The organism is Bradyrhizobium sp. CSS354, from assembly GCF_029051725.1.
Lineage (GTDB): Bacteria > Pseudomonadota > Alphaproteobacteria > Rhizobiales > Xanthobacteraceae > Bradyrhizobium.
Map to the genome: position 1 here is coordinate 82333 of NZ_JAACFU010000018.1, position 24249 is coordinate 106581.

At 64.8% G+C, this 24249-nt stretch carries 18 protein-coding genes and 1 pseudogene; 10 read left to right on the top strand and 9 right to left on the bottom strand.

The features are described from left to right. Positions 1–92 precede the first annotated feature (92 nt). The 7 genes from GWG67_RS31180 (at position 93) to GWG67_RS31210 (ending at position 8228) form a co-directional block, all read left to right on the top strand. The gene (locus GWG67_RS31180; RefSeq protein ID WP_275173267.1) at positions 93–1451 is read left to right on the top strand and encodes a formimidoylglutamate deiminase; all 1359 of its coding nucleotides are present in this window, start codon (positions 93–95) and stop codon (positions 1449–1451) included. Next, on the top strand, positions 1448–2176 hold the full coding sequence (hutC, locus tag GWG67_RS31185; protein ID WP_275173269.1) for a histidine utilization repressor: 729 nt from the start codon (positions 1448–1450) through the stop codon (positions 2174–2176). Before GWG67_RS31180 ends, hutC begins: the two co-directional genes overlap by 4 nt. 105 nt (positions 2177–2281) lie before the next feature. Continuing rightward, positions 2282–3226, top strand: coding sequence for an ABC transporter substrate-binding protein (locus tag GWG67_RS31190; protein ID WP_275173271.1), 945 nt, complete (start codon positions 2282–2284; stop codon positions 3224–3226). Between the two features lie 73 nt (positions 3227–3299). Further along, positions 3300–4073, top strand: a complete 774-nt coding sequence (locus GWG67_RS31195) for an ABC transporter permease (protein WP_027519414.1) — start codon at positions 3300–3302, stop codon at positions 4071–4073. Then, a complete protein-coding gene (locus GWG67_RS31200) occupies positions 4070–4855 on the top strand; it encodes an ABC transporter ATP-binding protein (RefSeq protein WP_275173273.1) in 786 nt (261 codons plus the stop codon). Before GWG67_RS31195 ends, GWG67_RS31200 begins: the two co-directional genes overlap by 4 nt. Then, positions 4848–6080 carry a Zn-dependent hydrolase gene (locus GWG67_RS31205; protein WP_275173275.1) on the top strand — a complete coding sequence of 411 codons (1233 nt, stop codon included), beginning with the start codon at positions 4848–4850 and terminating at the stop codon, positions 6078–6080. Before GWG67_RS31200 ends, GWG67_RS31205 begins: the two co-directional genes overlap by 8 nt. Positions 6081–7088: 1008 nt before the next feature. Further along, positions 7089–8228 (top strand): MFS transporter, encoded by a 1140-nt coding sequence (locus tag GWG67_RS31210; RefSeq protein WP_275173277.1) that lies wholly within the window; start codon positions 7089–7091, stop codon positions 8226–8228. Positions 8229–8234: 6 nt separating this feature from the next. Here GWG67_RS31210 and GWG67_RS31215 read toward each other — a convergent pair whose 3' ends face one another. Beyond that, a complete protein-coding gene (locus tag GWG67_RS31215; protein ID WP_275173279.1) occupies positions 8235–9224 on the bottom strand; it encodes a tripartite tricarboxylate transporter substrate binding protein in 990 nt (329 codons plus the stop codon). A gap of 287 nt (positions 9225–9511) precedes the next feature. On the opposite strand from GWG67_RS31215, the gene GWG67_RS31220 reads away from it, so the two are divergent. Then, the gene (locus GWG67_RS31220; protein ID WP_275173280.1) at positions 9512–12352 is read left to right on the top strand and encodes a winged helix-turn-helix domain-containing protein; all 2841 of its coding nucleotides are present in this window, start codon (positions 9512–9514) and stop codon (positions 12350–12352) included. A 16-nt stretch (positions 12353–12368) separates the two neighbouring features. On the opposite strand, the gene msrA is transcribed toward GWG67_RS31220, so the two are convergent. From msrA to GWG67_RS31250, 6 genes are all read right to left on the bottom strand, one after another. Next, positions 12369–12884 carry a peptide-methionine (S)-S-oxide reductase MsrA gene (gene msrA / locus GWG67_RS31225; protein WP_275173282.1) on the bottom strand — a complete coding sequence of 172 codons (516 nt, stop codon included), beginning with the start codon at positions 12882–12884 and terminating at the stop codon, positions 12369–12371. A gap of 172 nt (positions 12885–13056) precedes the next feature. Continuing rightward, the gene (locus GWG67_RS31230) at positions 13057–13479 is read right to left on the bottom strand and encodes an OsmC family protein (protein WP_275173283.1); all 423 of its coding nucleotides are present in this window, start codon (positions 13477–13479) and stop codon (positions 13057–13059) included. A gap of 109 nt (positions 13480–13588) precedes the next feature. Beyond that, entirely contained in the window at positions 13589–14437 is an 849-nt protein-coding gene (locus GWG67_RS31235; RefSeq protein WP_275173285.1) for an enoyl-CoA hydratase/isomerase family protein, read from the bottom strand. Between the two features lie 62 nt (positions 14438–14499). Beyond that, on the bottom strand, positions 14500–15813 hold the full coding sequence (locus tag GWG67_RS31240; protein ID WP_275173286.1) for an epoxide hydrolase family protein: 1314 nt from the start codon (positions 15811–15813) through the stop codon (positions 14500–14502). Positions 15814–16046: 233 nt separating this feature from the next. Next, the gene (locus GWG67_RS31245; protein ID WP_275173288.1) at positions 16047–16772 is read right to left on the bottom strand and encodes a VOC family protein; all 726 of its coding nucleotides are present in this window, start codon (positions 16770–16772) and stop codon (positions 16047–16049) included. 33 nt (positions 16773–16805) lie between these two features. Further along, entirely contained in the window at positions 16806–17477 is a 672-nt protein-coding gene (locus tag GWG67_RS31250) for a sensor histidine kinase (protein ID WP_275173290.1), read from the bottom strand. Positions 17478–17811: 334 nt separating this feature from the next. On the opposite strand from GWG67_RS31250, the gene GWG67_RS31255 reads away from it, so the two are divergent. Together GWG67_RS31255 and GWG67_RS31260 are read left to right on the top strand one after the other, a co-directional pair. After that, entirely contained in the window at positions 17812–20655 is a 2844-nt protein-coding gene (locus GWG67_RS31255) for a winged helix-turn-helix domain-containing protein (protein WP_275173292.1), read from the top strand. A 118-nt stretch (positions 20656–20773) separates the two neighbouring features. After that, positions 20774–21481 carry a hypothetical protein gene (locus tag GWG67_RS31260; protein ID WP_342761067.1) on the top strand — a complete coding sequence of 236 codons (708 nt, stop codon included), beginning with the start codon at positions 20774–20776 and terminating at the stop codon, positions 21479–21481. A 26-nt stretch (positions 21482–21507) separates the two neighbouring features. Here the strand turns inward: GWG67_RS31260 and GWG67_RS31265 are convergent, their stop codons facing one another. Beyond that, positions 21508–23340: a hypothetical protein gene (locus tag GWG67_RS31265; RefSeq protein WP_275173379.1), complete on the bottom strand. Its 1833-nt coding sequence runs from the start codon at positions 23338–23340 to the stop codon at positions 21508–21510. A 91-nt stretch (positions 23341–23431) separates the two neighbouring features. Beyond that, positions 23432–24121 (bottom strand): annotated as a pseudogene (locus tag GWG67_RS31270) (winged helix-turn-helix domain-containing protein); the annotation flags it as partial. Positions 24122–24249: the final 128 nt, after the last annotated feature.

Here is a 24249-nt window from a genome sequence, read left to right on the forward strand (position 1 = left end):
TCCCTTCGCGGATGCCCCTGCGCCCTGGGATGCTTGACTTATATGTCTAGACATATAATCGTGTCGCGGTTCTGTCCAGCCGGCATGGAAACATGACACGACTGCATTTCGCCTCCGCGCTCCTGCCCTCGGGCTGGGCCAATGACGTGCAGGTGGTGATTACCGCCGGCGCGATCGACGAGGTGACGCCGGGTGTGGCCCCGGGCTCCGGCGACGAACGCCACGAAATCGCGCTTCCGGGACTTTCGAGCCTGCACAGCCACGCCTTCCAGCGCGGCATGGCGGGACTTGCAGAACTGCGCGGCGATAGCACCGACACCTTCTGGACCTGGCGCGAGACGATGTACCGCTTCGCGCTGTCGATGACGCCTGACGACGTCGCAGCGGTCGCGACACTGCTTTATGTCGAGATGCTGGAGCAGGGTTTTACCCGCGTCGGCGAATTCCATTATCTACATCATGATCGCGGCGGCTCGCTCTACGCCGACATCGGCGAAATGGCCGCACGCATCGCGCAGGCCGCCGAAGCCTCGGGTATTGCGCTGACGTTGCTGCCGAGTTTCTATGCGCATGGCTCATTTGGGGGCGCAGCACCGCATGCCCGCCAGCGCCGCTTCATCTGTACGGTTGACCAATTTTCCGCGCTGATGGCTGCCTCGCGCAAGGCGATTGAGCAATTGCCGGGCGCGAATATCGGCATCGCGCCGCACAGCTTGCGCGCTGTGACGCCGGCCGAGCTTGCCGCGATCATTCCGCTCGCGGACGGCGGACCGGTGCACATTCATGCCGCCGAGCAGGTGAAGGAAGTCGAGGATTGCCTGGCGTGGTCCGGGCGACGTCCGGTGCAATGGTTGCTGGAGCACGCACCCGTCGATCAACGCTGGTGCCTCATTCACGCCACCCACACCACGGACGAGGAAGTCCGCGCCTTCGCCAGGATCGGCGCGGTCGCCGGCCTCTGCCCTATCACCGAGGCAAGCCTTGGCGACGGCATTTTCCCGGCTCGCGAATTCGTCGGTGCCGGCGGTGCCTTTGGCGTCGGCACGGATTCCAATGTGCTGGTCGGCGTCGCCGACGAGCTGCGCCAGCTCGAATATGGCCAACGGCTCAAGCATCGCGAGCGCAACGTGCTCTCTGCCGGTGCAGGCCGCTCGACGGGACGCGCCCTGTTCGATCATGCGCTTGCAGGCGGCGCGCGGGCACTGGCACAGATGTCAGTCGGTCTCACGCCAGGTGCGCGCGCCGACATCGTCACGCTCGACATCTCGCATCCCTCGCTGGCGGGGCGCGTGCGCGACGCCGCCATCGACGGCTGGATCTTTGCTGCGGGCAGCGGTGCGGTCGATTGCGTCTGGGCCGGTGGCGACAAGGTCGTCGAAGGCGGCCGGCACAGACTGCGCCAGGCCGCGCGCGAACACTTCAACGCATCGGTGCGGAGGCTCGTTGCATGAGTCTCGCGACTGATACGACCGACCAGCTCACGCTCTACAAACGGATTCGCGCCGATATCGAGAACCGCATTCTGACCGGCGAGTGGCCGCCCGGACATCGCATCCCGTTCGAGCACGAACTGGTCGCGCGTTACGGCTGCTCGCGCATGACCGTGAACAAGGCGCTCTCGGAGCTCGCCCAAGCCGACCTGATCGAGCGGCGGCGACGTGCCGGCTCTTTCGTCCGCCGGCCGCAACATCAGTCCGCCGTGCTCAAGATCGCGGACATGCGCGCCGAGATCACCGCGCTCGGGCGTGCTTACGGCTACGAGCTGATCGGCCGCAAGCTCCGCGCCGCAACCGCTGCCGACCGCGACCGCCTCGGCGTCAAGAAGGCCGCCAAGGTGGTCGCGATCACCTGCCGCCACAGCGCCGACAACGTGCCTTTCGCCGTCGAGGACAGGCTGATCGATCTCGCGTCGGTGCCGGATGCAGCGACCGCGGATTTTTCGCGGGAGCCGCCCGGCTCGTGGCTGCTTCACCATGTTCCATGGACGGAGGCCGAGCATACGATCAGCGCCATCGTCGCGGACGATCGTACGGCGGAGGCGCTCGACATCGCCGTGGGCGCACCCTGCCTCGTGATCGACCGCTATACCTGGCGCAGCGCGCGCACGATCACCGCGGTGCGGCTGCTCTATCCCGGGGACTCTCACCGCCTTGTCGCCCGATTCAAGGGAGGCTGAGAGGACGTGTCGGCACAAATCGTGCAACACTTCGGGCAAGGGTCCAGGAGGACCGACCAAGATCAACAGGACGTCAATCCATCGATCGGCAAGAGGACGACAATCATGCGTAGTTCGAAAGTTTTTGCGACAATCATTGCCCTCGCAGCTTCCACCCCCGTGCTCGCGGACGACGTCAAGGTCGGCGTCGGCATCTCCGGATGGACCGGCTTCGCGCCGCTGACGCTGGCGAAGGAGGCCGGCATCTTCAAGAAGAACGGCCTGGACGTCACCATCAAGAAGATTCCGCAGAAGGATCGCCATCTCGCGATCGCCTCCGGTGACGTCCAGTGCGCGGCAACGACCGTGGAGACCTGGATCTCCTGGAACGCCAACGGCGTCGCGACCAAGCAGATCTTCCAGCTCGACAAGAGCTACGGCGCCGACGGCATGGCCGTGCGCAACGATCTCGCCGCGATCAAGGATCTGAAGGGCAAGACGGTTGCGGCTTCCGCGCCCGGCACCTCGCCCTATTTCGCGCTGGCCTGGATGCTCAAGAAGAACGGCCTGTCCGTGAAGGACGTCACCGTCGTGAACCTCGAGCCGGCCGCGGCCGCGCAGGCCTTCGTCTCCGGCCAGAACGATGCCGCGATGACCTACGAGCCGTATCTGTCGACGGTTCGTGCCGCACCCGACAAGGGCAAGATCATCGCGACCACGCTCGACTATCCGATGGTCATGGACACGTTCGGCTGCACGCCGAAATTCCTCACCGAGAACCCGAAGGCCGCCAAGGCGCTCGCCGACAGCTATTTCGAAGCCCTCGACATGATCGCCAAGGACCAGGCCAAGGCCTACGAGATCATGGGTGCCGACGTGAAGCAGAGCGGCGAGGCGTTCGGCAACTCGGCGAAGTATCTGCGCTGGCAGGACAAGGCCGCGAACCAGCAATTCTTCGCCGGCGATTTCCTGACCTTCAACAAGGAGGCTGCCGACCTCCTGCTGGAGATCGGCATCATCAAGGCCGCGCCGAAGGTCGAGGATCTCTTCGACGCCAGCTACATCAAGTAAATCTCTCAGGAGCCGCCGGCCCCGTCTCGCGGCGGGGCCGGCAAACTTGTTCACCGCCCGGATAGACAGTTTGATGCGTCCCCTCGATCCCGTGACGTCAAGGCAGCGCGTGGCTTACGGCCTTGCGTTCTTCGTGGTGTTCGTTGCCCTCTGGTCCTGGGCGACCTTCGGCGGCCACGTGTCGAAGGTGTTCCTCGCCAACCCGCTGACCATGGTGCAGGAAGGCGTCGATCTGATCGTCAAACAGGGCTTCCTGTTCGACATCGGCATGACAATCTGGCGCGTCGTCGGCGGCTTCGTGCTGGCCGCCATCATCGCGGTGCCGTTCGGCGTGCTGATGGGGGCGTACAAGCCCGTCGAGGCGTTCCTCGAACCGTTCGTCTCTTTTGCGCGCTATTTGCCGGCCTCCGCCTTCATTCCTCTCCTGATCCTTTGGGCCGGCATCGGCGAGCTGCAGAAGCTGCTCGTCATCTTCATCGGTTCGGTGTTTCAGATCATCCTGATGATCGCCGTCACCGTCGGTACCACGCGGCGCGACCTGGTCGAGGCCGCCTATACGCTGGGGGCCAGCGACCGCGGCATCATCCGCCGCGTGCTGTTGCCCTCTTCCGCGCCGGAGATCGCCGAGATCCTGCGGCTGGTGCTGGGCTGGGCCTGGACCTATGTCATCGTCGCCGAACTGATCGGCTCCTCCTCCGGCATCGGCCACATGATCACCGACAGCCAGGCGCTGCTCAACACCGGCCAGATCATCTTCGGCATCATCGTGATCGGGCTGATCGGCCTCGTCTCGGACTTCCTGTTCAAGGCGTTCAACGCGTGGCTGTTTCCCTGGAGGCTCGCATGACGATCCTCAAGATCGAACAGGTCTCGCGGACCTTTCCCGCGCGCCACGGCAACGCCCCAACGAGGGCACTGGAGCCGACCGATCTTGTGATCGGCAACAACGACTTCGTCACCATCCTCGGCCCTTCCGGCTGCGGCAAGTCCACGCTGCTTCGCATCGTCGCCGGCCTGGATCGCCCGACCGGCGGACGCGTGGTGCTCGACGGACGCGAGGTCACCGGTCCGGGCGCCGACCGCGGCATGGTGTTCCAGTCCTACACGCTGTTTCCCTGGCTGACGGTGCGCGAGAACATCGCCTTCGGCCTGCGCGAGCGTGGGGTGTCCGAGTCGGAGCGAAACAAGATCGCCGACGCCTTCATCCGCCAGGTCGGTCTGTCCGGCTTCGAGAACCATTGGCCAAAGCAGCTCTCCGGCGGCATGCAGCAGCGCACCGCGATCGCGCGCGCGCTCGCCAATGACCCCAAGATCCTGCTACTCGACGAGCCATTCGGCGCGCTCGACAACCAGACTCGCGCCCTGATGCAGGAAATGCTGCTCGGGATCTGGGAGCGCGACCAGAAGACCGTGCTCTTCGTGACCCACGACATCGAGGAAGCGATCTTCCTCGGCAGCCGCGTCATCGTCATGAGCGCGCGCCCCGGCCGCATCAAGGCCGAGATCAACGTGGACCTGCCGCATCCGCGCTCCTACAAGATCAAGACCACGCCCGAATTCGTCCAGTTGAAGGAACGGCTGGTCGAGGAGATCCGCACCGAGGCGTTGAAGGTTGCCGAGCATGCCTGACACTTTTTCACGCGCAAACGGGATACGCGTTCTCGCCGATCTCAATGCGCTCCGCGCCATCGGCGCCTACAAGACCGGCGTGCACAAGCCGACCTTCTCCGAGCCGCACAGGCTTTCGCTGGATTGGCTGGTGCGGAAGCTGCCCGACGCGGGCCTCACCGCGGCGATCGACGGCATCGGCAATGTCTTCGGCACCAGCGCAAAGCCGGGACCCAAGCTGCTGGCGGGATCGCATCTCGAAAGCCAGAACTACGCCGGCTGGCTCGACGGGCCGCTCGGCGTCGTCTACGCGCTCGAAGCGGCCCGCGTGCTCAATGCCGATCCCTCGCTCGACGGCGCGGTCGAACTTGCCGCCTGGTGCGACGAGGAAGGACATTTTGGGCACTTCCTCGGTTCGCGCTCCTATGTCGGACAAGTGACCGAGGCCGACATTGATGCCGCACGCGACCGCACCAGCGGCCGCAGCATGCGGGAGGCACTCGCCGACATGGGGCTGGCAGGACGACCGCGCATTACCGCCGAGCCGGGCCGGCATGTCGGATATCTGGAAGCGCATATCGAGCAGGGCGACACGCTCGAAAGCGGTCGCCTTGCGATCGGCGTCGTCACCTCCATCGTGGGCATCTGGCAATACCAGATCAATTTCGTCGGTGAGCAGAATCACGCCGGCACCACCCGCATGGCTGCACGGAAGGATGCCGGGCTGGCGCTGGCAAAATTCTGCGTCGCGATCGACGAGCGTTTCCCTGATACAAGCGGCCCGCGCACGGTCTGGACCACCGGCCGCATCACGCTCGATCCTGGCGCGCCCAGCATCATTCCGGGGGGAGCCGAAATGCTGTTCCAGATCCGCGACGACGATCCATCGGTTATCGCGCGGCTGGAGGAGTTGCTGCGGAGCATGGTGTACGAGGCCAGCGCGAAAGGCCCCTGCACCATCACCGTGGAAAAGATTCGCACTGGCGCTCCGGCCATGATGAACGCGGGCATCCAGGACGCGATCGAAGCCGCGAGCAAGGCCCTTGCCGGCGGACGGTCCGTCCGCATGCCCAGCGGCGCCGGCCACGACGCGCAGATGCTGGCGACGGTCATGCCCGCGGGTATGCTGTTCGTACCGTCGATCGGCGGCATCAGCCATCACTGGACCGAGAACACCGCCGACGTCGACATCGTCACGGGCGCGCAAGTGTTCGTCGAAGCTTGTCGGCGGATACTCGGCGGCTAGAACGGCGTGCCGCCCCCACTCTCTCCCCATCGTCATTGCGAGCGAAGCGAAGCAATCCAGAATCCCGCCGCGGCGGCAGACTGGATTGCTTCGCTTCGCTCGCAATGACGGAGTATGAGGCGGTAGCGCCGCTGTTCCAGTTAGCATTTTGAATTGCAGACACAGCTTCGCAGCCTCGCGGCGCATTTCGCCCGAGTTTTGCTTCGTCATTCCACCCTCGTGTCCAAGAGGGCGCAGGGAAGGCCGGGTGCCGGCTGGCACCCGCGGTCCGCTGCGCGAAAAGTACACGCAGGAAAACCGCACAGCAGCATACAGGTGTAGCCAATCACTCGGCCTTCCCTGCGCGATGGTTGGACGGCTTATGCCGTGCTCTCCCGGGAGCCGAACTTTCCTTCTGGCCTCCCTCGCCTCGCGAATTGGATGATGCTGTCTGCCCGGTTGGGCTCGCACACACCTCCGCGAAAGCTTGACCGTAGCAACGACGGCCAGGACCACACGGTTTTGCCGTACGCGCATTCGTCATTTCGCCGCAGGGTTCGACGGCATCGTGCACGTAGCCATCGAAATACCGACGAGACGAACTTCACAGCGCCGCTCGTCCGCACGTGGCCACGGGCTCACAGGGACTACCCGCCCTGCCCGCACCTCTCGTGCCGACGCTGCCGCGTCCATCGCAACCCGGCTCGCAGTCAAGACGACAACGAGATCGCCCCTCAAGGATGAGCCGGGATGACCGACACATACGCCATTTCCGAATTTCGGTAAAGTGGAATATTTTTGCGCGCACGGCTTGACACCGGCGCAGGTCGGGCTGTCAGGGTGTTTCGTCTGACGGCGCAGCCCACCGGCGCCGCTGAGATGCCGGTGGCGAGCGAAGGGCCTGTGTGTCCGCTTGCGGCCACCCCACGGGCCGCCTGCGACAATCCGAGTCTGCCGCGGACATAAAGACGCAACAATTGCGCGGCTTGTCGATTGCCCCTGCCCCTGATTCCCCCTCCCGGAGTTCCCATGTCTTCTGCCGACAGGCCAGCGACACGCCTTGCGACCAGGCTTGCCTTCCTCGTCGCGGGCTTCGGCATCGCGTGCTGGGCACCGCTGGTGCCGTTCGCGAAGGCGCGGCTCGCCGTCGACGACGGCATCCTCGGACTGCTCCTGCTCAGCCTCGGCATCGGCTCGGTCGTCGCGATGGTTCTGACGGGCGTGCTGAGCGCGCGCTATGGCAGCAAGCCGATCATCATTGCGGGCGGGCTCGGTCTTGCCCTGGTCCTGCCTCTGCTGACAATCGCGAGCTCGCCCATGACGCTGGCGCTGGCACTGCTCGCATTTGGCGCCGCGCTTGGCTCCATCGACGTCGCCATGAACATTCACGCGGTTGAGGTGGAGCGCGCCGCGGGACGTCCGCTGATGTCCGGCTTCCACGCGCTGTTCAGCATCGGCGGCTTCGCCGGGGCCGCGCTCATGACCGCACTGCTCTCGCTGCAACTCGGTGCGCTCGCCTGCACACTGATCTGCTCCGTCCTGATGCTGATCGCGACGCTGGCGGCCTGGCCGCGGCTGCTTCGCTCCGTGCAGGTGCAGGAGGGGCCGTTGTTCGTGCTGCCGCATGGCGCCGTGCTCCTGCTCGCGCTGCTTTGCGCCATCACCTTCCTCGTCGAAGGCGCGATGCTCGATTGGGGCGCGCTGCTCGTCATCGGCGCGGGTCTCGTTTCCGAAGCGCAAGGCGGGATCGGTTATATCGTGTTCTCGGTCGCGATGACGATCGGGCGGCTCGGCGGCGACGCCGTCGTCGCACGCATCGGAGACCGCACGACATTGGTCTGGGGCAGCCTGATTGCGTTCGCGGGTTTCGTGGTCCTGCTCACCGCTCCCGTCGTGGCGGTCGCCGTAGCCGGCTTTTTGCTGATCGGCCTCGGCGCATCGAACCTCGTGCCGGTGCTGTTCCGCCGGGCGGCGAGGCAGACGGTGATGCCCACGGGGCTCGCCGTCGCGGCGATCACGACCGCCGGCTACGCCGGCGTTCTCGTCGGCCCCGCCGGTGTCGGCTTCGTCGCACGTCTTGGTGGATTGCCGATGGCGTTCTGGCTCCTGGCTGTGCTGATGGGCCTCGTCACGCTGTCGGCGCGCATCGTTACGCGCGCCGACGGCTGAGCGGCCTCACAAATTGCTCAGCCCGATCGATTTGATCAGGGGCGCGAGGCTTGCGGATGTGGCCTCGACGATGCGCTGGAATTTGTCCGGGCCTGAATCGTTGTCCGGCTCCATGCCCTGGGCGCGATAGCTCGCCAGAAGCGCCGTATCGGCCATGGCGAGCCGCGTCGCCTGCGCGATCCGATCGATGATCGCATCGTCGGTGTCCTTGGGTGCGAACAGACCGAACCATCCCTCATACCGGATGCCGGGCATGCCGGATTCGACGGCGGTCGGGATCTCCGGCGCGCCGCTCAGCCGAGTTTCGGTGGTGACCGCAAGCAGCCTGACTTTCCCGGCTTGAGCCAGCTGCTGCAATTGAACGGACATGACGGCAATGACGAGCGATATCTGGCCGCTGACGAGGTCGTTGGTCGCCTGCGCGATGCCTCGATAGGGCACGTGGACGATGTCCAGCGCCCCGGCCTGCTGCTTGAAGGCTTCGCCGACCAGATGGTTTCCGGTGGCGATCCCCGGCGTGCCATAGGACAGCTTTCCCGGATTGGCTTTTGCATAGGTGATCAACTCGCGCAGGTTTGCGGCCGGCACCGAAGGATTGGTGGCGAAAACCAGCGCGCTGTTGATCAGGCGGTAGATGGCGCGGAAATCGCCAACGGAATATCCGGGATTCGCCGACGTCATGGGAATGATGACCTGCGTGCTGCCGTTGCCGAGCAGCAGCGAATAGCCGTCGGGCTCTTCGCGCGCGACCGCCGCAGTCCCGATGGCGCCGCCCGCGCCACCGATATATTCGACGAAGGTCGGCCCCAGCAGCGACGGCATCCTGTCCACCCAGGGGCGCGCGATCTGGTCACCCGATCCGCCGGCTCCGTAGGGAATCACCAGGCGAATGGGGCGAGACGGATAATCGGCGGCTTGTCCGCTACGGGGAAGCGCGGCGAGCGCCGCTGCGCTTGTCAACGCGTGCACGAATTGTCGCCGCGTGAAAGAGGTCATGCTGGAAATTCCGGAAGTCGGCAGTCAATGTGGTGGCGGGACCGGCTCCCGGACCATGCCATCGCAGCAATCCGGCATCACAGTCAATGCTCCATCCGGATGAACCCCGGCGTCATCGCATCGTCACGTTGGCCTAACACGTTATTTTTCAAGCATTATTTCGGCGAGCCATCCGTCCACGCAGGGCTGCCAACCCTGCCCACTGCTTTCGGCCAGTTTACTGTACGCCTCGTTCTGGTAGACCAAAAAGTAATACCTTTTGACTCCCTTCGAGGGGGCGATGGCGCGTGCCAGATCGTAGCGAAGACTCGGCCATTTCCTTTGGGCCATTTCGACTGTTTCCGAAGTCCCGACTCTTGGAGAAGGAGGGCTCGCCGCTTCACGTCGGCGGCCGCGCTCTCGACATTCTCATCTTCCTTGCCGGACGCCCCGGAGAAGTCGTCGACAAGAGAGAGCTGGTCAAGCGCATCTGGGCTGGCGTCAATGTCGACGAGGGCAGCCTGCGCTTCCATGTCGCGGCGCTGCGCAAGGCGCTCGGCGACACCGGCAAGTCGGCCCGTTACGTCGTCAACGTGCCCGGCCGCGGCTATTGCTTTGTCGCCTCGTTCGCTCAAGCAGCTCCGCCGGCCGCCCCGCTCCCGGCCGAAACCGCCCCTCCCCGCTCCCTGCCCGCTCAGCTCACCAGGATGGTCGGCCGGGAAGATGTCATCGAGAAGATTTCGAACGGACTTTCGCTCTATCGCTTCATGACCGTCGTCGGCCCGGGCGGCATCGGCAAGACCTCGGTCGCCGTCACCGTCGGGCATCGCCGGTCCCAGGATTTCGGCGGGCGAGTCTTCTTCGTCGATTTCGGTCCGCTGAGGGATGCCAGTCACATCGCGACCACGATTGCTTCGGCGCTCGGACTGACCATCAGCGCAGAGGATCCGACGCCGGCTCTGCTGACGCTTCTGAAGACCGGCCCGGCCCTGCTGATCTTCGACAGTTGCGAACATGTGCTGGATCATTTGGCGCCGCTCGTCGAGCGCATCGTTCGCGAGGCGCCGCAGCTTCGTGTTCTCGCAACCAGCCGCGAGTCGTTCCGCAGCGAAGGGGAGCGGATTTTTCGGCTGTTCCCGCTGGATTGTCCGCCCGAGCGCGAAGGGCTTGCTGTCGACGAGGTCCTTGCCTACCCCGCAGCTCAACTCTTTGTGGAGCGCATTGCGCAGAGCTCGGGCCCGTTCCAGCTCAGCGCGGAAGAGGCGCCGCTCGTCGCGAGCATCTGCCGACGCCTCGACGGCATCGCGCTGGCGATCGAGCTCGCGGCGGGCCGCGTCAATGCTTACGGCATCGCCGGCACGGCATCTCTGCTCGACAGCCGCTTTTCGCTGCAATGGCGCGGCCGGCGCACCGCCGTGCCACGGCACCAGACGCTTGCCGCGGCTCTCGACTGGAGCTACGACCTTCTGCCTGCTGCGGAGAGCGCCACGCTGCGACGCCTGTCGGTCTTTGCCGGGCCTTTCGCGCCGGAGGCGGCTGCCGCGATCGCGTCCGGTGACGGCCTCAATGCATCCGAGACTCTCGAAGCGATCGACAGCCTGGTGACCAAATCGCTGATCTCGCCGTCCGGCTCGCGGACACTGCGCTATCGGCTGCTCGACACCACGCGGACCTATGCATACGGAAAACTCAACGAGCTCGGCGAAGCCAGGCAGTTCGCGCGGCGTCATGCCGAGCATTTTCGCGATCTATTCGAGCGCGCGGAGGCCGATATTTCGACGCCGCTGCCGGAATGGCTGAGCATCTATGGCGCGGAGCTGGACAATGTGCGTGCGGCGTTGGACTGGGCGTTCGGGCCCGACGGCGAGGCGAGACTTGGTATCGCGCTGACGGCGGCCGCGGTCACGCTATGGGTGCGTCTTTCGCTGTTCGCAGAATGCCGTGAGCGCAGCAGAACGGCGCTCGCGGCGCTCGGAGACACCGCCGACGACGACCGCATCCGCATGCAGCTTCTGTCGGCGCTCGGATGGTCGCTGATGTATGGCGAGGGCCGCGCGCGCGAGGCGCGACCGATCCTCGAGACTACCCTGGAGCTTGCTGACAGGCTCGAGGACAAGGATTTTAGGCTGCGGGCGCTCTGGGGCTTGTGCATCGACCAGTTCAACAACGGACAGTTCGGCAAAGCCCGTGCCCTCGCCGATCGCTTTGCGAACGCAGCCGCGAATTCGCCCGACAAGACCGATGTCATGCTGGGCGACCGGCTGATGGCCGTCGCGCTGCACTATCTCGGGGACCAGAACGAGGCGCGGCTGCGCATCGACCGGGTCAATGCATCGCTGCATGTGCTGGCGGAGAAGCCGAAGATCTTCCCGCTCGATCTGAGAATCTCGACCCAATATTTTCGGGCTCGCATCCTTTGGCTTCAGGGCCTGGCCGATCAGGCTCAGGCCCTCACGGCCAGGAACATCGAGGAAGGCCGCGCCAATGGCCACGCGCTGACCTTCTGCAGCGTGCTCGGACAAGCCGCCTGTCCGATCGCCTTCTGGTCCGGCGATTTCGACGCCGCGGAGCGTCACGGCGCCGAGCTGCTCGAACACACCGAACGCCACGCGATCCGGCTGTGGGGCCTGTGGGCACGCGCCTTCAACGCCGCAGTCATAGTCAAGCGCGGGGACGTCACGACCGGCCTGCCGCTGCTGCGCGAGGAGCTCAATCGCGCCGGCGATGCGCGCTTCCTGCCGCGTTTTCTGCCCCTGCTCGGCGAGCTCGCCGCGTGTTCCGGAGAGGCCGACCAGGTCGATCGCGGCCTCGACGTGATCGAGGATGTCCTGACCCGCTGCAACGACCGGCAGGAGCTCTGGTATCTGCCGGAGTTGATCCGCATCAAGGGAGAGTTGATGCTCAGGAGCGCCCGGCATTCAGAGGATGCCGAGGCGCGTTTTCGCGAGGCCATGGCCATTGCCGGCCAGCAAGGCGCGCACTTCTGGGAGCTGCGAAGCGCAGTCAGCCTGGCACGGTTGATGATCGGGGCTGGCCAGAGCGCGGAGGCTCTGGCGGTTCTCGATCATGTCTCCGGGGCGTTTGCCGAGGGCTCAGACTTCGCCGATATGCGCGTCGCCCGCGACCTGGTCGCGCAATTGCGAACCTGAACGCGCGCTAACTAGCCTAGCCTGCCGCTGCAGCCCCGCGCCGCGGCAGTTTCCAGTCGGGGCGGATGAAGTGGCAGGTGTACCCGTCCGGATAACGTTCGAGATAATCCTGATGCTCCGGCTCGGCTTCCCAGAATTCGCCCGCGGGCGCGACCTCGGTCACGACCTTGCCAGGCCAGAGACCGGACGCCTCGACGTCTGCAATCGTATCCTTTGCGACCCGCTTCTGTTCATCGCTCGTATAGAAGATCGCCGAGCGATAGCTCGTACCCAAATCATTGCCCTGGCGGTTGAGCGTGGTCGGATCGTGGATCTGGAAGAAGAACTCCAGCATGGTCCGAAAGCTGGTCTTGGCGGGATCGAAGGTGATCTCGATCGCTTCGGCATGACCTTCATGATTGCGGTAGGTGGCATTCTTCACCGCGCCGCCGGTGTAGCCGACGCGGGTGGAAACCACGCCCGGCTGCCTGCGGATCAGATCCTGCATGCCCCAGAAGCAGCCTCCGGCCAGAATTGCGCGTTCCGTTGTCATATCTCCACTCCCAATTGATCCGGCTGTCCGTTCTGCATCCGTCGCATTCTATGCTTATGGCGGCCCAGCCGAAAGCCGGGCATTTGTCCATCCGGTTCCTGTCGTGGAGGCCAAAGCTTCGACGACCTCAGCTTTCCCAACCAGAACCAGATGGACATAAATTAAGCCCGCCCTAGATCAGCTTGGCGTCAAGCGTGATCTCGGCGTTGAGCACCTTGGACACCGGGCAGTTCTTCTCGGCCTCGCCCGCGATCCTGGCGAAACCGGCGTCGTCGAGGTTCGGCACCTTGGCACGCAAGGTCAGCGCCGATTTGCTGATCTTGAAGCCTTTGCCTTCGGGCTCGAGGCTGACCGCGGCTTCCGTCGACAGCTCGTCCGGCGTGAAGCCGGCGAGCTGCAGGCCGAAGGCCAGCGCCATGGTGAAGCAGCCGGCATGGGCCGCCGCGATCAACTCCTCGGGATTGGTCCCCTTCTCGTTCTCGAAGCGGGTCTTGAAGGAATAAGGCGTCGCGGCGAGCACGCCGGATTCGCTCGACAGTTGACCGGTGCCATCGCGACCGGTGCCCTTCCAGACTGCTGTTGCCTTGCGGATCATCTCAATTCTCCATGTTTGATTTCAGCACCGGCGCCCAGTACGGTACGAAAGCGACATTGGCACGACCACCTGTCGCCGCTCCAACCGGCCGAGCGCCGCAGCGGTTCAGCTAGCTACCGATCTGTCCGACGTGGAACCCGAGCCGGTTCTCGACGTCACCAGCGCGGTGGAAGCCGCGCGACATCAGCGCCTTGATGCGGGTCTGACTCGCGGGGCGGCCGAGCGAGGCCAGGAACGCGTCCCATTCCGGCTTGATCTCGATATCCGGCGGCAGGCTTGCGACGTCGACGAGGCGCTTGGTCTCGGCAATCGCCTCCTTGTCGAAGGACGCGATGCGCATGGCCAGCGCCTCGACGAAGCCGTCGAGCTCGGCATCCGGCAACGACCGGTTCACATAGCCGTAACGCTCGGCGAGATCGCCGTGGATGTCATCGGCGCCGAGCAGAACTTCGAGCGCGCGGCCGCGGCCCATCAGGCGCGGCAACCGCGCCATCGGCCCGCCGCCGGGCACCAGGCCCGCACCGACTTCCCATTGCGACAGAATGGCCTTTTCGCGGCTGGCAAAGCGCATATCGCTCGCGAGCGCCAGTTCGCTGCCGACGCCGGTCGCGCGGCCGCGGATCGAGGCAATCGAGACGACCGGCGCGCGGCTGAGACGCACCAGCATGTCGGGCAGCGCCTGCAGGCCGGTTGGCCCGGGCGGGATCCGAAGCGAATCCTCCAGCGGTGCGAGGAAGTCGTAGTGCGTGATGAAGAAGCCTTCGACGGCACTGTCGAACACCACGACCTTCACCTCAGGATCGGTCTCGATCGCCGTGACGACGTCGTCGAGAAGCGGAAGCTGCTTGGGGCCGAAGATGTTGACGGGGGGCATGTCGAAGGTGACGCGCCAATACGACGGCAGCCGACGTTCCACGCGGATTTGGTCGGTTGTGAATGTGCGTTCGGGGCGGTTCATGATTGCATTCCTATTTAGTGGGGGAAGAAGGGAACGCGCGGAAATGCGCGTCCTCGCAGGTCTCAGATCGACTGACGCAGCGGTCGAAAAGCGGTGCGCATTTCCGCGCAAAACAACGCAGGCTGCTCCCAGGCTGCGAAATGGCCGCCCTTGTCCAGACGGTTGTAGTGCATCAGCTTCGGATAGGCCTTCTCGGTCCAGCTGCGCGGCGCCGCATAGATCTCGTCCGGGAAGACGCTGACGGCGACCGGAATCTTGATGTGCTTGGGCTCGAAGAACACCAGCTTGTTCTCCCAGTACAGCCGCGCCGACGACACTGCGGTGTTGGTGAGCCAGTAGAGCGCGATGTTGTCGATCACGTCGTCCCGCGACAACCCTTCCGTCTTGCCGTCGAACACCCGGGCGATCATCGCGGTGCTGCGCGCATCATGGTCGAGCATCCACGACGCGAGGCCCGCCGGCGAATCCACCAGGCCATAAAGCGTCTGCGGCCGGTTCGACATCTCGATCGCGTAGCCGAGACCGTGCTTGTAGAAATCGTCGAGCTGATCGTAAGCGTAGCGCTCGTCGGCCGAGAGGTTCGACGGCCGCGATCCGCCGGGCTGAAGCGCCTTGGCGATGTCGTCCGGAACTGTCGCGGGCATGTTGGTGTGGATGCCGAGCAGCTCCGGCGGCGCGATCACCGCCATCTGCTCCGTCACGGCATTGCCCCAATCGCCGCCTTGCGCGACATAGCGGCTATAGCCGAGCCGCTTCATCAGCACGATCCAGGCGCGCGCGACGCGCTGCGGATCCCAGCCCAATTCCGTCGGCTTGCCCGAAAAACCGTGACCCGGCAACGAGGGGATCACGAGATCGAAGGCGTCCGCCGCCGTCGCGCCGTGTGCGGTGGGGTCGGTAAGCGGGCCGACGATCTTCATCTGCTCGATGATCGAACCGGGCCAGCCATGCGTGACGATCATCGGCAGCGCATTTTCGTGACGCGAGCGAACGTGAATGAAGTGGATGTCGACGCCGTCGATCTCGGTGACGAATTGCGGCAAGGCATTCAGCCGCGCCTCCATCTTGCGCCAGTCGTAGTCGTTCTGCCAGTAACTCACGAGCTGCTGCACTGTCGTCAGCTGCACGCCCTGTGATTGATCGGCAACGATCTCACGATCCGGCCAGCGCGTCGCCGCGAGACGGCGGCGAAGTTCGAGCAGATCCTGCTCGGGCACGCTGACGTGGAACGGGCGAACCGCCCCGCTCACGCCTGCCTTCGCGGAAAGCAGCGGCAGCAGGCTCGATACGCTTGCGGCGACCGCGGTCATCGCGGCCTGGGTCAACAGTTGACGGCGGTCTGGATTGAGAATGTCGATACGTGCTTGCGTGGTCATGTTTGATCTCCCTGGCTTTGGTCGGTGACGCTGACCGAATTCGACATCAACGCCTCAGTTCGTCATGCAGAGAGATTGGCGCAGGCCCTGGCAATTTGCTCGTTATGGGTTGTTAGACCGCGTTAGCCGTTGCGAGCCGCGATGCGCGCCGCAAAAGCAACACGGCGCGCGATGAACTCAGTCATCGCGCGCCGCGTCGGCTTGCATCAGTCGAAGAATCTGTGCTGTCCAGCTCAGGATGGCAGCGGCTGGCCCGCCTGCTCGCGGACGATATAATCGGCGTACCAATCGGCCCAGTTCTCATCGTGCCCGCCGGTCCGCTTTTCGTGCTCGCCATGTGCCGCCGCCGCGCGGCGCAGTGCTGCGGCCAGCGCAGCCTGCGAAGCGAATGTCGTATCGTCGGCCGCGATCCGTCCCGGCAATCGCGACGTGACCTCCTGGAACAGCCAGCCATTGCCGTCAGGATCGCTGAACGAGGCATATGACCCGTAGCTGCCGCGCTTCGGGTCAGCACCGCTCACCCGAACGCTGCCGGAGAGATAAGGCTCGTCGGTCCCGGCGTGAACATCGCCGGCACCGTGGAATGGAGCGCTGACCTCGATGCCGCGGTCGATCAGATCCGTTCGCGCCGCCTCCAGATCGGAGACGATCAGGTACAAGCCTCGCGCCGAGCCCGGCGCTGCCGCGGTCACGTTCCTGCCGAAGATCACCGAGCAGGCCGAGCCTGGCGGCGTGAACTGGATCACGCGCCAGTCATTGCCGGAGGCAAAATCGGCGTCCAGTCGCCAACCGAGACGCGCGTAGAAGGCCTTGGCGCGGTCGACGTCGGACACGGGGATCACGATCACCTCGAGCCTCTGATCAACGCTACGCGATGTTGAAGGCTTGTTCGCAAATTTATCGGAAGACTTGTTGGAAGGCTTGGCCGCGGCGTCGCGGTCGATTTCGATAGTGGCCATGTCGAACTCCCTGGGTTGGATCTAAGACGAGCTTCAAACAGCTGCGATCGGCATCACGATGGTTACGCGCGTGCCGCCTTCTCCCGCCTCGCCCAGCAGCCGGGCGTGAATGCTGCGTGCGAGTCCTTCGAGAATCCGGCTGCCGGTGCCCTGAAGCGGCCCGGTCGCGCCGATCCCGTTGTCGGCCACCGTGCAGAACCAAGCGCCATCACGATTGGCCATCTCGATGCGGATCAGCGCATCATTCCTGTTTGGGAAGGCATGCTTGGCCGCATTCGTCACCAGCTCCGTCAGCATCAGCGCAAGCCGGTGGCATTGCGACGCCGGCAGCGTGCCGCTTTCGATCGCTGCCTCGCAGCGGATGCCCGCCGGCTCCAGCACCGCCTCGGAAATCGCTCCGCACAGGTTTTCGAAGAAGGCCGCCACCGGGATCGCCGTATGGTCGTCATTGTCGGACAGGAGTTGATAGAGCCTGCCGAAGGCGACGATGCGCCGCTCGAGCCGGTCCGCTGCAAGCGACACGTCCCTGGTGCCTGTCCTGGTGAAATCGCGGCGCACTGACGCACCCAGTATCGTCAGCGTGTTCTTCATCCGATGATGGGATTCCCGCAGCACCAGCTCCCAATCACGCGACTGATCGTCAAGACTGGCCACAAATTGAGATCGAACGACGTCATCATTCGGCCGAGCATTGATACCGGACATCGTAGCCTCCCGTTGGAACTAGCGCCAAACTCGGAACGGATACTGGATGCAGTTCGCGCGCATTGCTCGTTAGACGTTGCAAGATTCTGTTATGATGAGGGTACGACTACCGGACTCCGAAGTGTGAGCGGGCGGTCAGCCACGCTGCCGGGGTTGTCCCGATCGCTTCGCAAGATGCTCGCGTTTGAGTACAATTTGCGACGGATCGTCGCGCGCGAGCGGCCAATTGCCGGCACCCTCCACGCGATTTCGCCACTTTCGACCAGTTTACTCACGGTTCCCTTCTGGTAGATCAAAGTGCAGAGTTCAGCTCTTTCACTGGAATGATTGGCCCGTGCCGGACACTAACGACCAGGATTCGGCCATTGCTTTCGGGCCATTCCGGCTGTTCGCAAAGACGCGGCTGCTCGAGAAGGACGGCGCCCCGGTTCACCTCGGCGGCCGCGCACTCGACATTCTCGTTTTCCTCGCCGAGCGCGCCGGCGAGGTCGTGGACAAGCGTGAGTTGATCCGGCGGGTCTGGGCCGACGTGAATGTGGACGAAGGCAGCCTGCGCTTTCACATCACGACGCTGCGCAAGGCCTTGGGCGATCCGGGCGAAGGCTCCCGCTACGTCGTCAACGTCCCCGGGCGGGGTTATTGCTTCACGGCCGCGCTGCTCCGGGCTGCCCCTTCGGAGAACCGGACCAGCCAGCCCGTTGCTTCGCCGCGCTCGCTGCCCCCGCCGCTTTCTAAGATGATCGGGCGGGACGATGCGGTCGAGAGAATTTCCGCCGAGCTTGCCTTGCATCGCTTCGTCACGATCGTCGGCCCCGGCGGGATCGGCAAGACTTCGGTCGCACTGGCCGTGGCGCATCGCGAGCTCCAGGCTTTCGACGGCCAGGTGTGTTTTGTCGATTTCGGCGCACTCAGGGAGACCCGGCTCGTTGCGGGAACGATTGCGGCCGCGCTGGGCCTGACCATCAATTCCGAGGACCCGATGCCGGGGTTGCTGACGTTCCTGCGCAGCCGGCGGATGCTGTTGGTCTTCGACAGTTGCGAGCACATCCTCGACGATCTCGCCCCTCTGGCGGAGCGTATCGTCCGGGAAGCAGGCGGGCTGCATATTCTCGCCACCAGCCGCGAATCCTTCCGCGCCGAAGGTGAGCGTGTCCATCGGCTGTTTCCACTGGATTGCCCGCCAGAGCGGGACGGACTCGGCATCGCCGATATCCTTGCCTATCCCGCAACTCAGCTCTTCGTGGAACGCATTGCAGAGAGCCTGAGCGAGTTCGAGCTCAGCGAAGAGGATGCGCCGCTCGTGGCCGATATCTGCCGTCGGCTGGACGGCATCGCGCTCGCGATCGAGCTCGCGGCCGGGCGTGTGAACGCCTACGGCATTGCCGGGACCGCCTCGCTGCTCGACAGCCGTTTCTCACTGCTCTGGCGCGGGCGGCGCACCGCTGTCCCGCGGCACCACACCCTGAGTGCGGCGCTCGCCTGGAGCTATGATTTGCTGCCGGCGACCGAAAGCGCAACGCTGCGCGGATTGTCGGCGTTCGTCGGGCCGTTCACGCTGGAAGCCGCGCTTGCGGTCTCGTCCTGTCAGGGCATCGGCGAGGCAGAAGCCGCCGAGGCGATCTCCAATCTGCTTTCCAAATCGCTGATCGCGACCTCGCCTGCGGAGCGGCGGCTGCGCTATCGCCTGCTGGATACGACGCGTGCCTTCGTCGCGGAGAAGCTCGTCGAGAACGGCGAAGCTGACCGCGTCGCACGCGCCCACGCCGAATATTTTCGCGATTTCCTGCGCGACATCGCGCTCCAATCCACGGGTATGCAGAGCGCCGGCGGCTTCCTTCCCTATGCCGACCACCTGCCCAATGTTCGGGCCGCGCTGACCTGGAGCTTTTCAGACGGCGGGGACCGAACGATCGGCGTGGATCTGGCGGCGTCAGCGGCGCAATTCTTTCTCGAGCTGACATTGCTGACGGAATGCTACCGCTGGACCCAGCAGGCGCTGGCGTCCCCCGATGCGAGCGCGGTGGATGGCCGCAATGAAATGATCTTGCAGGCCGCGCTCGGCGTCTCCGCGATGTTCACGCAGGGCAATACCGAAGCGGTCCGCTCGGCATTCACGCGCAGTCTCCAGCTTGCCCAGGAGCTCCAGGATCTGCACTGGCAGCTCTGGCTGCTGCGCGGATTGCACATCTACCTCACCAGGGTCGGAGATTTTCACGGAGCACTCGGAACCGGCGAACAGGGCGAGAGCGTCGCGCGGAAGCTGAACGATCCCGCCAGCACGTTGAACGTCGAGTGGATGCTGGGCGTCGCTCATCATTTGATCGGCAACCAGGAGAAGGCGGTGCAGCTCTGCGAGAGCGCGATGTTGCATAATCCCGGCTCGCAGCGGCTGAATATCGGGCATCTCGGCTATGACGACCGCATCGTCGCACTGGTGGCGCTGGCACGCGGGCTTTGGCTCACCGGCCGGCCCGATCGTGCGATCGAGGCGTCCCGATACACCGTTCGCGAAGCCGAGCTGCTCGAGCAACCGCTCACTCTCGGTATTTCCTTGATCTGGACCATCTACGTGTTCCTCTGGGTCGGCGACTTGGCCAATGCGGAAATCCTGATCGAGCGGCTGATCGATCATTCCGCGCGGCACTTCCTCGGGCCCTATCACGCGGTCGGCATCGGCCAGAAGGGTGAGCTGCTGCTTCGCCGCGGCGACGTCGCCGCCGGCATCGAGCACCTCCGCCGCAGCCAGGCCACGCTGTACGCGACGCGACACCGGATCATGACGACGGTGTTTGCGACCGCGCTCGCGGAGGGACTTGTGGTGCAGAACCTGGCCGACGAAGCCTTGCAGACCATCAATGGTGCCATCGCGGAGATCCCCGCTCATGGCGAATCCTTCGACATGCCCGAGATGCTCAGGGTCAAGGGCGATATCCTCGCCCGGTCGGGCAATGCCGCGGAGGCCGAAAGCTGTTTCCGGGACTCGCTCGATCTGTCACGCCGCCAATGCGCGCTCGGCTGGGAGCTGCGGGGGGCAATCAGTCTCGGCCGGGTCTGGCGCCAAGCCGGAAAGGCCGGAGATGCACGCGCCCTGCTCGCCCCCCTCGTTTCGCGGTACCAGGAGGGCCTCCAGACTCGTGATCTCGTCGCCGCCAGGGAGCTCCTTACGGCGCTGAATTGAGAGTATCTTCAATGGGATACTGCGAGGATATCCGCTCGCAACTCCTAACAAATTCTAACACGCCAAGCCGCATCCGCCCCGCCATGGTGGTGGCACTTCATGGTGGATATGGCGGGACATGGCGCTTCTTGACGATGTAATTGATGCCAGCGGCGGAATGGCCCGTTGGAATAGCTTGAGCCGGTTCACGCTTCACCTCTCCGTCGCCGGAACGCTGTTCTCCAGCACCGGACATGCCAGCGAATTCAAGGACGTGACGGCGGAGGGCTCGACCCGCACGCAGTCGGTCCGCTTCACCGGCATCACCGGAGGCGAACACTCCGGCTCTTTTCAGCCGGACGCGATCACGATCGAAAGCCTCGAGGGTGAGATCCTGCGGACCTGGCGCAATCCAAGCCTCGCGTTCACCGAGGCCGGTTCGCCCACGCTGGTGGACGAACTGCATCTCGTCTTCTTCTGCGGCGTCGCGATCTGGAATTATCTGACCAATCCATTCCTGCTCGCTCATCCAGATGTCGTGGTGGAGGAACTGCCACCGTGGCAGGAGAACAACGAGTCATGGCGGCGGTTGCGGGCGCAGTTCCCGCCGGGCCTGATCACGCTCGCGCCCGAGCAGATCTTCTATTTCGACGACAACGCGTTGCAACGGCGGACCGATCACGATCTGTTCGGGATGAAGGTCGCGCATTACTCCTGGGCCCATGACAGCTTCGGCGGCATCGTGGTGCCGACGCTCCGACGCGCGCAGACGCTGCGGCCCGATGGATCCGTGGTCGCCAAACCCGTGCTGATGGACGTCGAGATCTTTGACGCCGTCTTCGAGTAGCGGCACGCGCGATTCGCTTCGACTGTTCAGGCCGCCGGCTCGTTCAGCACGCGCCGTGCCGCCTTGAGATCGGCGGTCTCGAATCCTTCCGAGAACCGGGCATAGGTTTGGGCGAGCTGTTCGAGCGGATTTTTCAGACCTTGCCGGACACGAAGGCGCGCCAGCGACATCTCGGCTCGCAGCCGCCAGGATAACGCGCCCTGCTGTTCGGCGAGCGAGATCGAGGCGACAAGATCCGCCTCGGCCGCGTCGAGACTGCCGTTATGCGCCTCCAGCTCTCCGCGCAGACGGAGCAGCTCGGGCATGTCGAAGGCGCCGCCTTCCTGCTCGACCCCCAGAATGGTTTCGTGAAGAACCTGAATGCCCTCCGTCAATTGTCCCAAGTTGACCAGGCCCCGAGACAGATCCGCGGCGAACGCCGAGGCGTAGAGTTCGTAGCGATCGGCGTGCAGGCGTGGAAGCGCGCTCCGCATCAGCTCGACGCCGCCGGCGACCTCGCCTCGAGCGATCATGCTCTGCGCCCGAAAACCCACCGCGACGGCTTCGTAGGGCACGAGTCCGTGCATGCTCGCATGCGCGGCCAGGCGATCGGTCATGGCCTCGACTGACGACCAGTCGCCGAGCCAGCCGAACACCGAAGCGGACCAGCATAATGCGATACAATGCATAACTACGTCATGCGGCGCTGAAGCGCCGACGAGCGGCCGGATGCATTCAAGCGCGCGATCGGGAAAACCGCGCAGCCACAGCACGCGTGCGAGCGGAATCTGCGGAGTGCGTGAATAGGCGAAATGCCCGGGTTGGGTCCCGCGGAGCGCAGCGTCGTCGCGCAGGCCCTGGTCGAGATGGGCTTGCGCCTCGGCCTGGTCTCCGGCGAGGTGATATGACACGCCGAGCAGCGCTTTGCTCCCGGCGATGCCCGCGGTATCGCCGATGACGCGGGCAATCCGCTCGGCGTAAAGCGCAGTCGGCACCAGATGCCGATAGCGACCGGTTCGGCGATAGAACATGTTGAGCCGGGACAACAGCCTGAATGTGTTGGCGTGATCGGAAAGCGCTTCCGCTATTTCCAGCCCGCGCCTGAGCGCCGCTTCCGCCTGCTCGCTGTTGCGCTCGGTGAACATGAAGGCGTGACCGAGCGTCGACTGAAGTTCGAGCTCCCATGCGCCACCCCGGTCGGCCTCGTCGAGCATTGCGAGTGCGCGATCGGACCAGATGCGCGCCTCGTTCAGCAAATTGAGTTCGACGAACAGCCTTGTGCAGCTGCCGGCGAGCGGCACGCGCAAGCCGGCGCCTTCGTCGTTGGCATAAACCCATTGCAGTGCAGCGCGGGCATCGGCGAGCAGGCTCGCGCGTTCCGGCAAACGTGACGCATGATCGCTGCCCTCCTTATCCTTCATGCCCACTTCGAGCGTGCATTGAACATAGAGAGCGTGACGGTGCGCTATCTCGGCCAGCTGTCCGCCGTCGGCCAGTTTCTGCAGGGCATAGGCACGCGTTGCGTCGAGCAGGCGATAGCGCCGCGATGCGCCGTCCGGCTGGGCGGAAACCAGTGACTTCACCACGAGTTGCTCCAGCGCCTCGACGGCGCGATCCTCCGGCATCTCCGCGCCGGCCGCGACCGCTATCGCGCCCTTCAACGTGAAGTGACCTGCGAAGATGGCGAGGCGCTGAAATACGATCCGCTCGTTCTCGCCGATCAGACCGAAACTCCAGTCGAGCGTAGCGCCGAGCGTCTGCTGCCGTGGCGGCGCCGTTCGCCGCCCGCGCCATTCGAGCTGTAGCCGATTGTCGAGCAGCGCCGCGGCTGGTTGCGAGGATGACGATGCCGGGCGCCTCCCGGTAGATGTTTTCTGCAAGGCGCGCGACCTCCTCGATGACGTGCTCGCAGCTGTCGAGCACGAGAAGCAGCCGGCGGCCACGCAGGAAATTGACGATGCTGGCCGAGGGGTCGTCGTGGTGTACGACGAGGCCCAACGCGGCGGCGACCGTGCTCGCGACCAGGGCCGCGTCCTTGAGCGGACCGAATTCGAGAAAATGGACGTTGCCGTCGAAGCTATCGCACATCTCGTGCGCGAGCGCGGTCGCAACGGTGGTCTTGCCGATGCCGCCCGGCCCTCGCAGCGTGACGAAGCGATCGCGGAGCAAGCGGGCCGCCAACTCGGCCACGGCGTCATCGCGCCCGACCATCCGGTCCAATCGGCGCGGCAGCGACGGTGGCGGCGCGGCGCTTCCAGGCGCACGCGACGCCGGCGCAGGCAACTCCGCGCGCTCGCCACGCCGCACGGGCGCGACGAAGCAATAGCCCCGCCCCGGAATGGTGGTGATGTAACGTGCACCATCCTTTCCGTCGCCGAGCACCTTGCGCAGCTCCGCGACATGGACGCGCAGGCTGATCTCCTCCACGGAAAGTCCAGACCACGCATAGCCGAGAATTTCGTCCTTCGGGACCACTTCGCCGGCGCGACTGACCAGCAGGCGCAAGATATCCGTCGCGCGGCTGCCGAGCCTGACCGGCAAGCCATCCTTCTCCAGCAGCCGCGACCGAAGCGAAAAGGGCCCGAACGCGACGGCATCGAAAGCTGGGATCGTCGCGGCGTTGCTGCCGCGGGGACCGTGTCCGGTCGAGAGCTCGGTCACTTCTGACGCATCCTGACAGCTGATCCATGGAAATGCGGCGCGACTATACCCGGCACTCGTGCGAGGTCCAGCGAGGGCACTGCACAGAACTCACACCGCCGCATCGATCTCCACGGGATGTTCTGCGC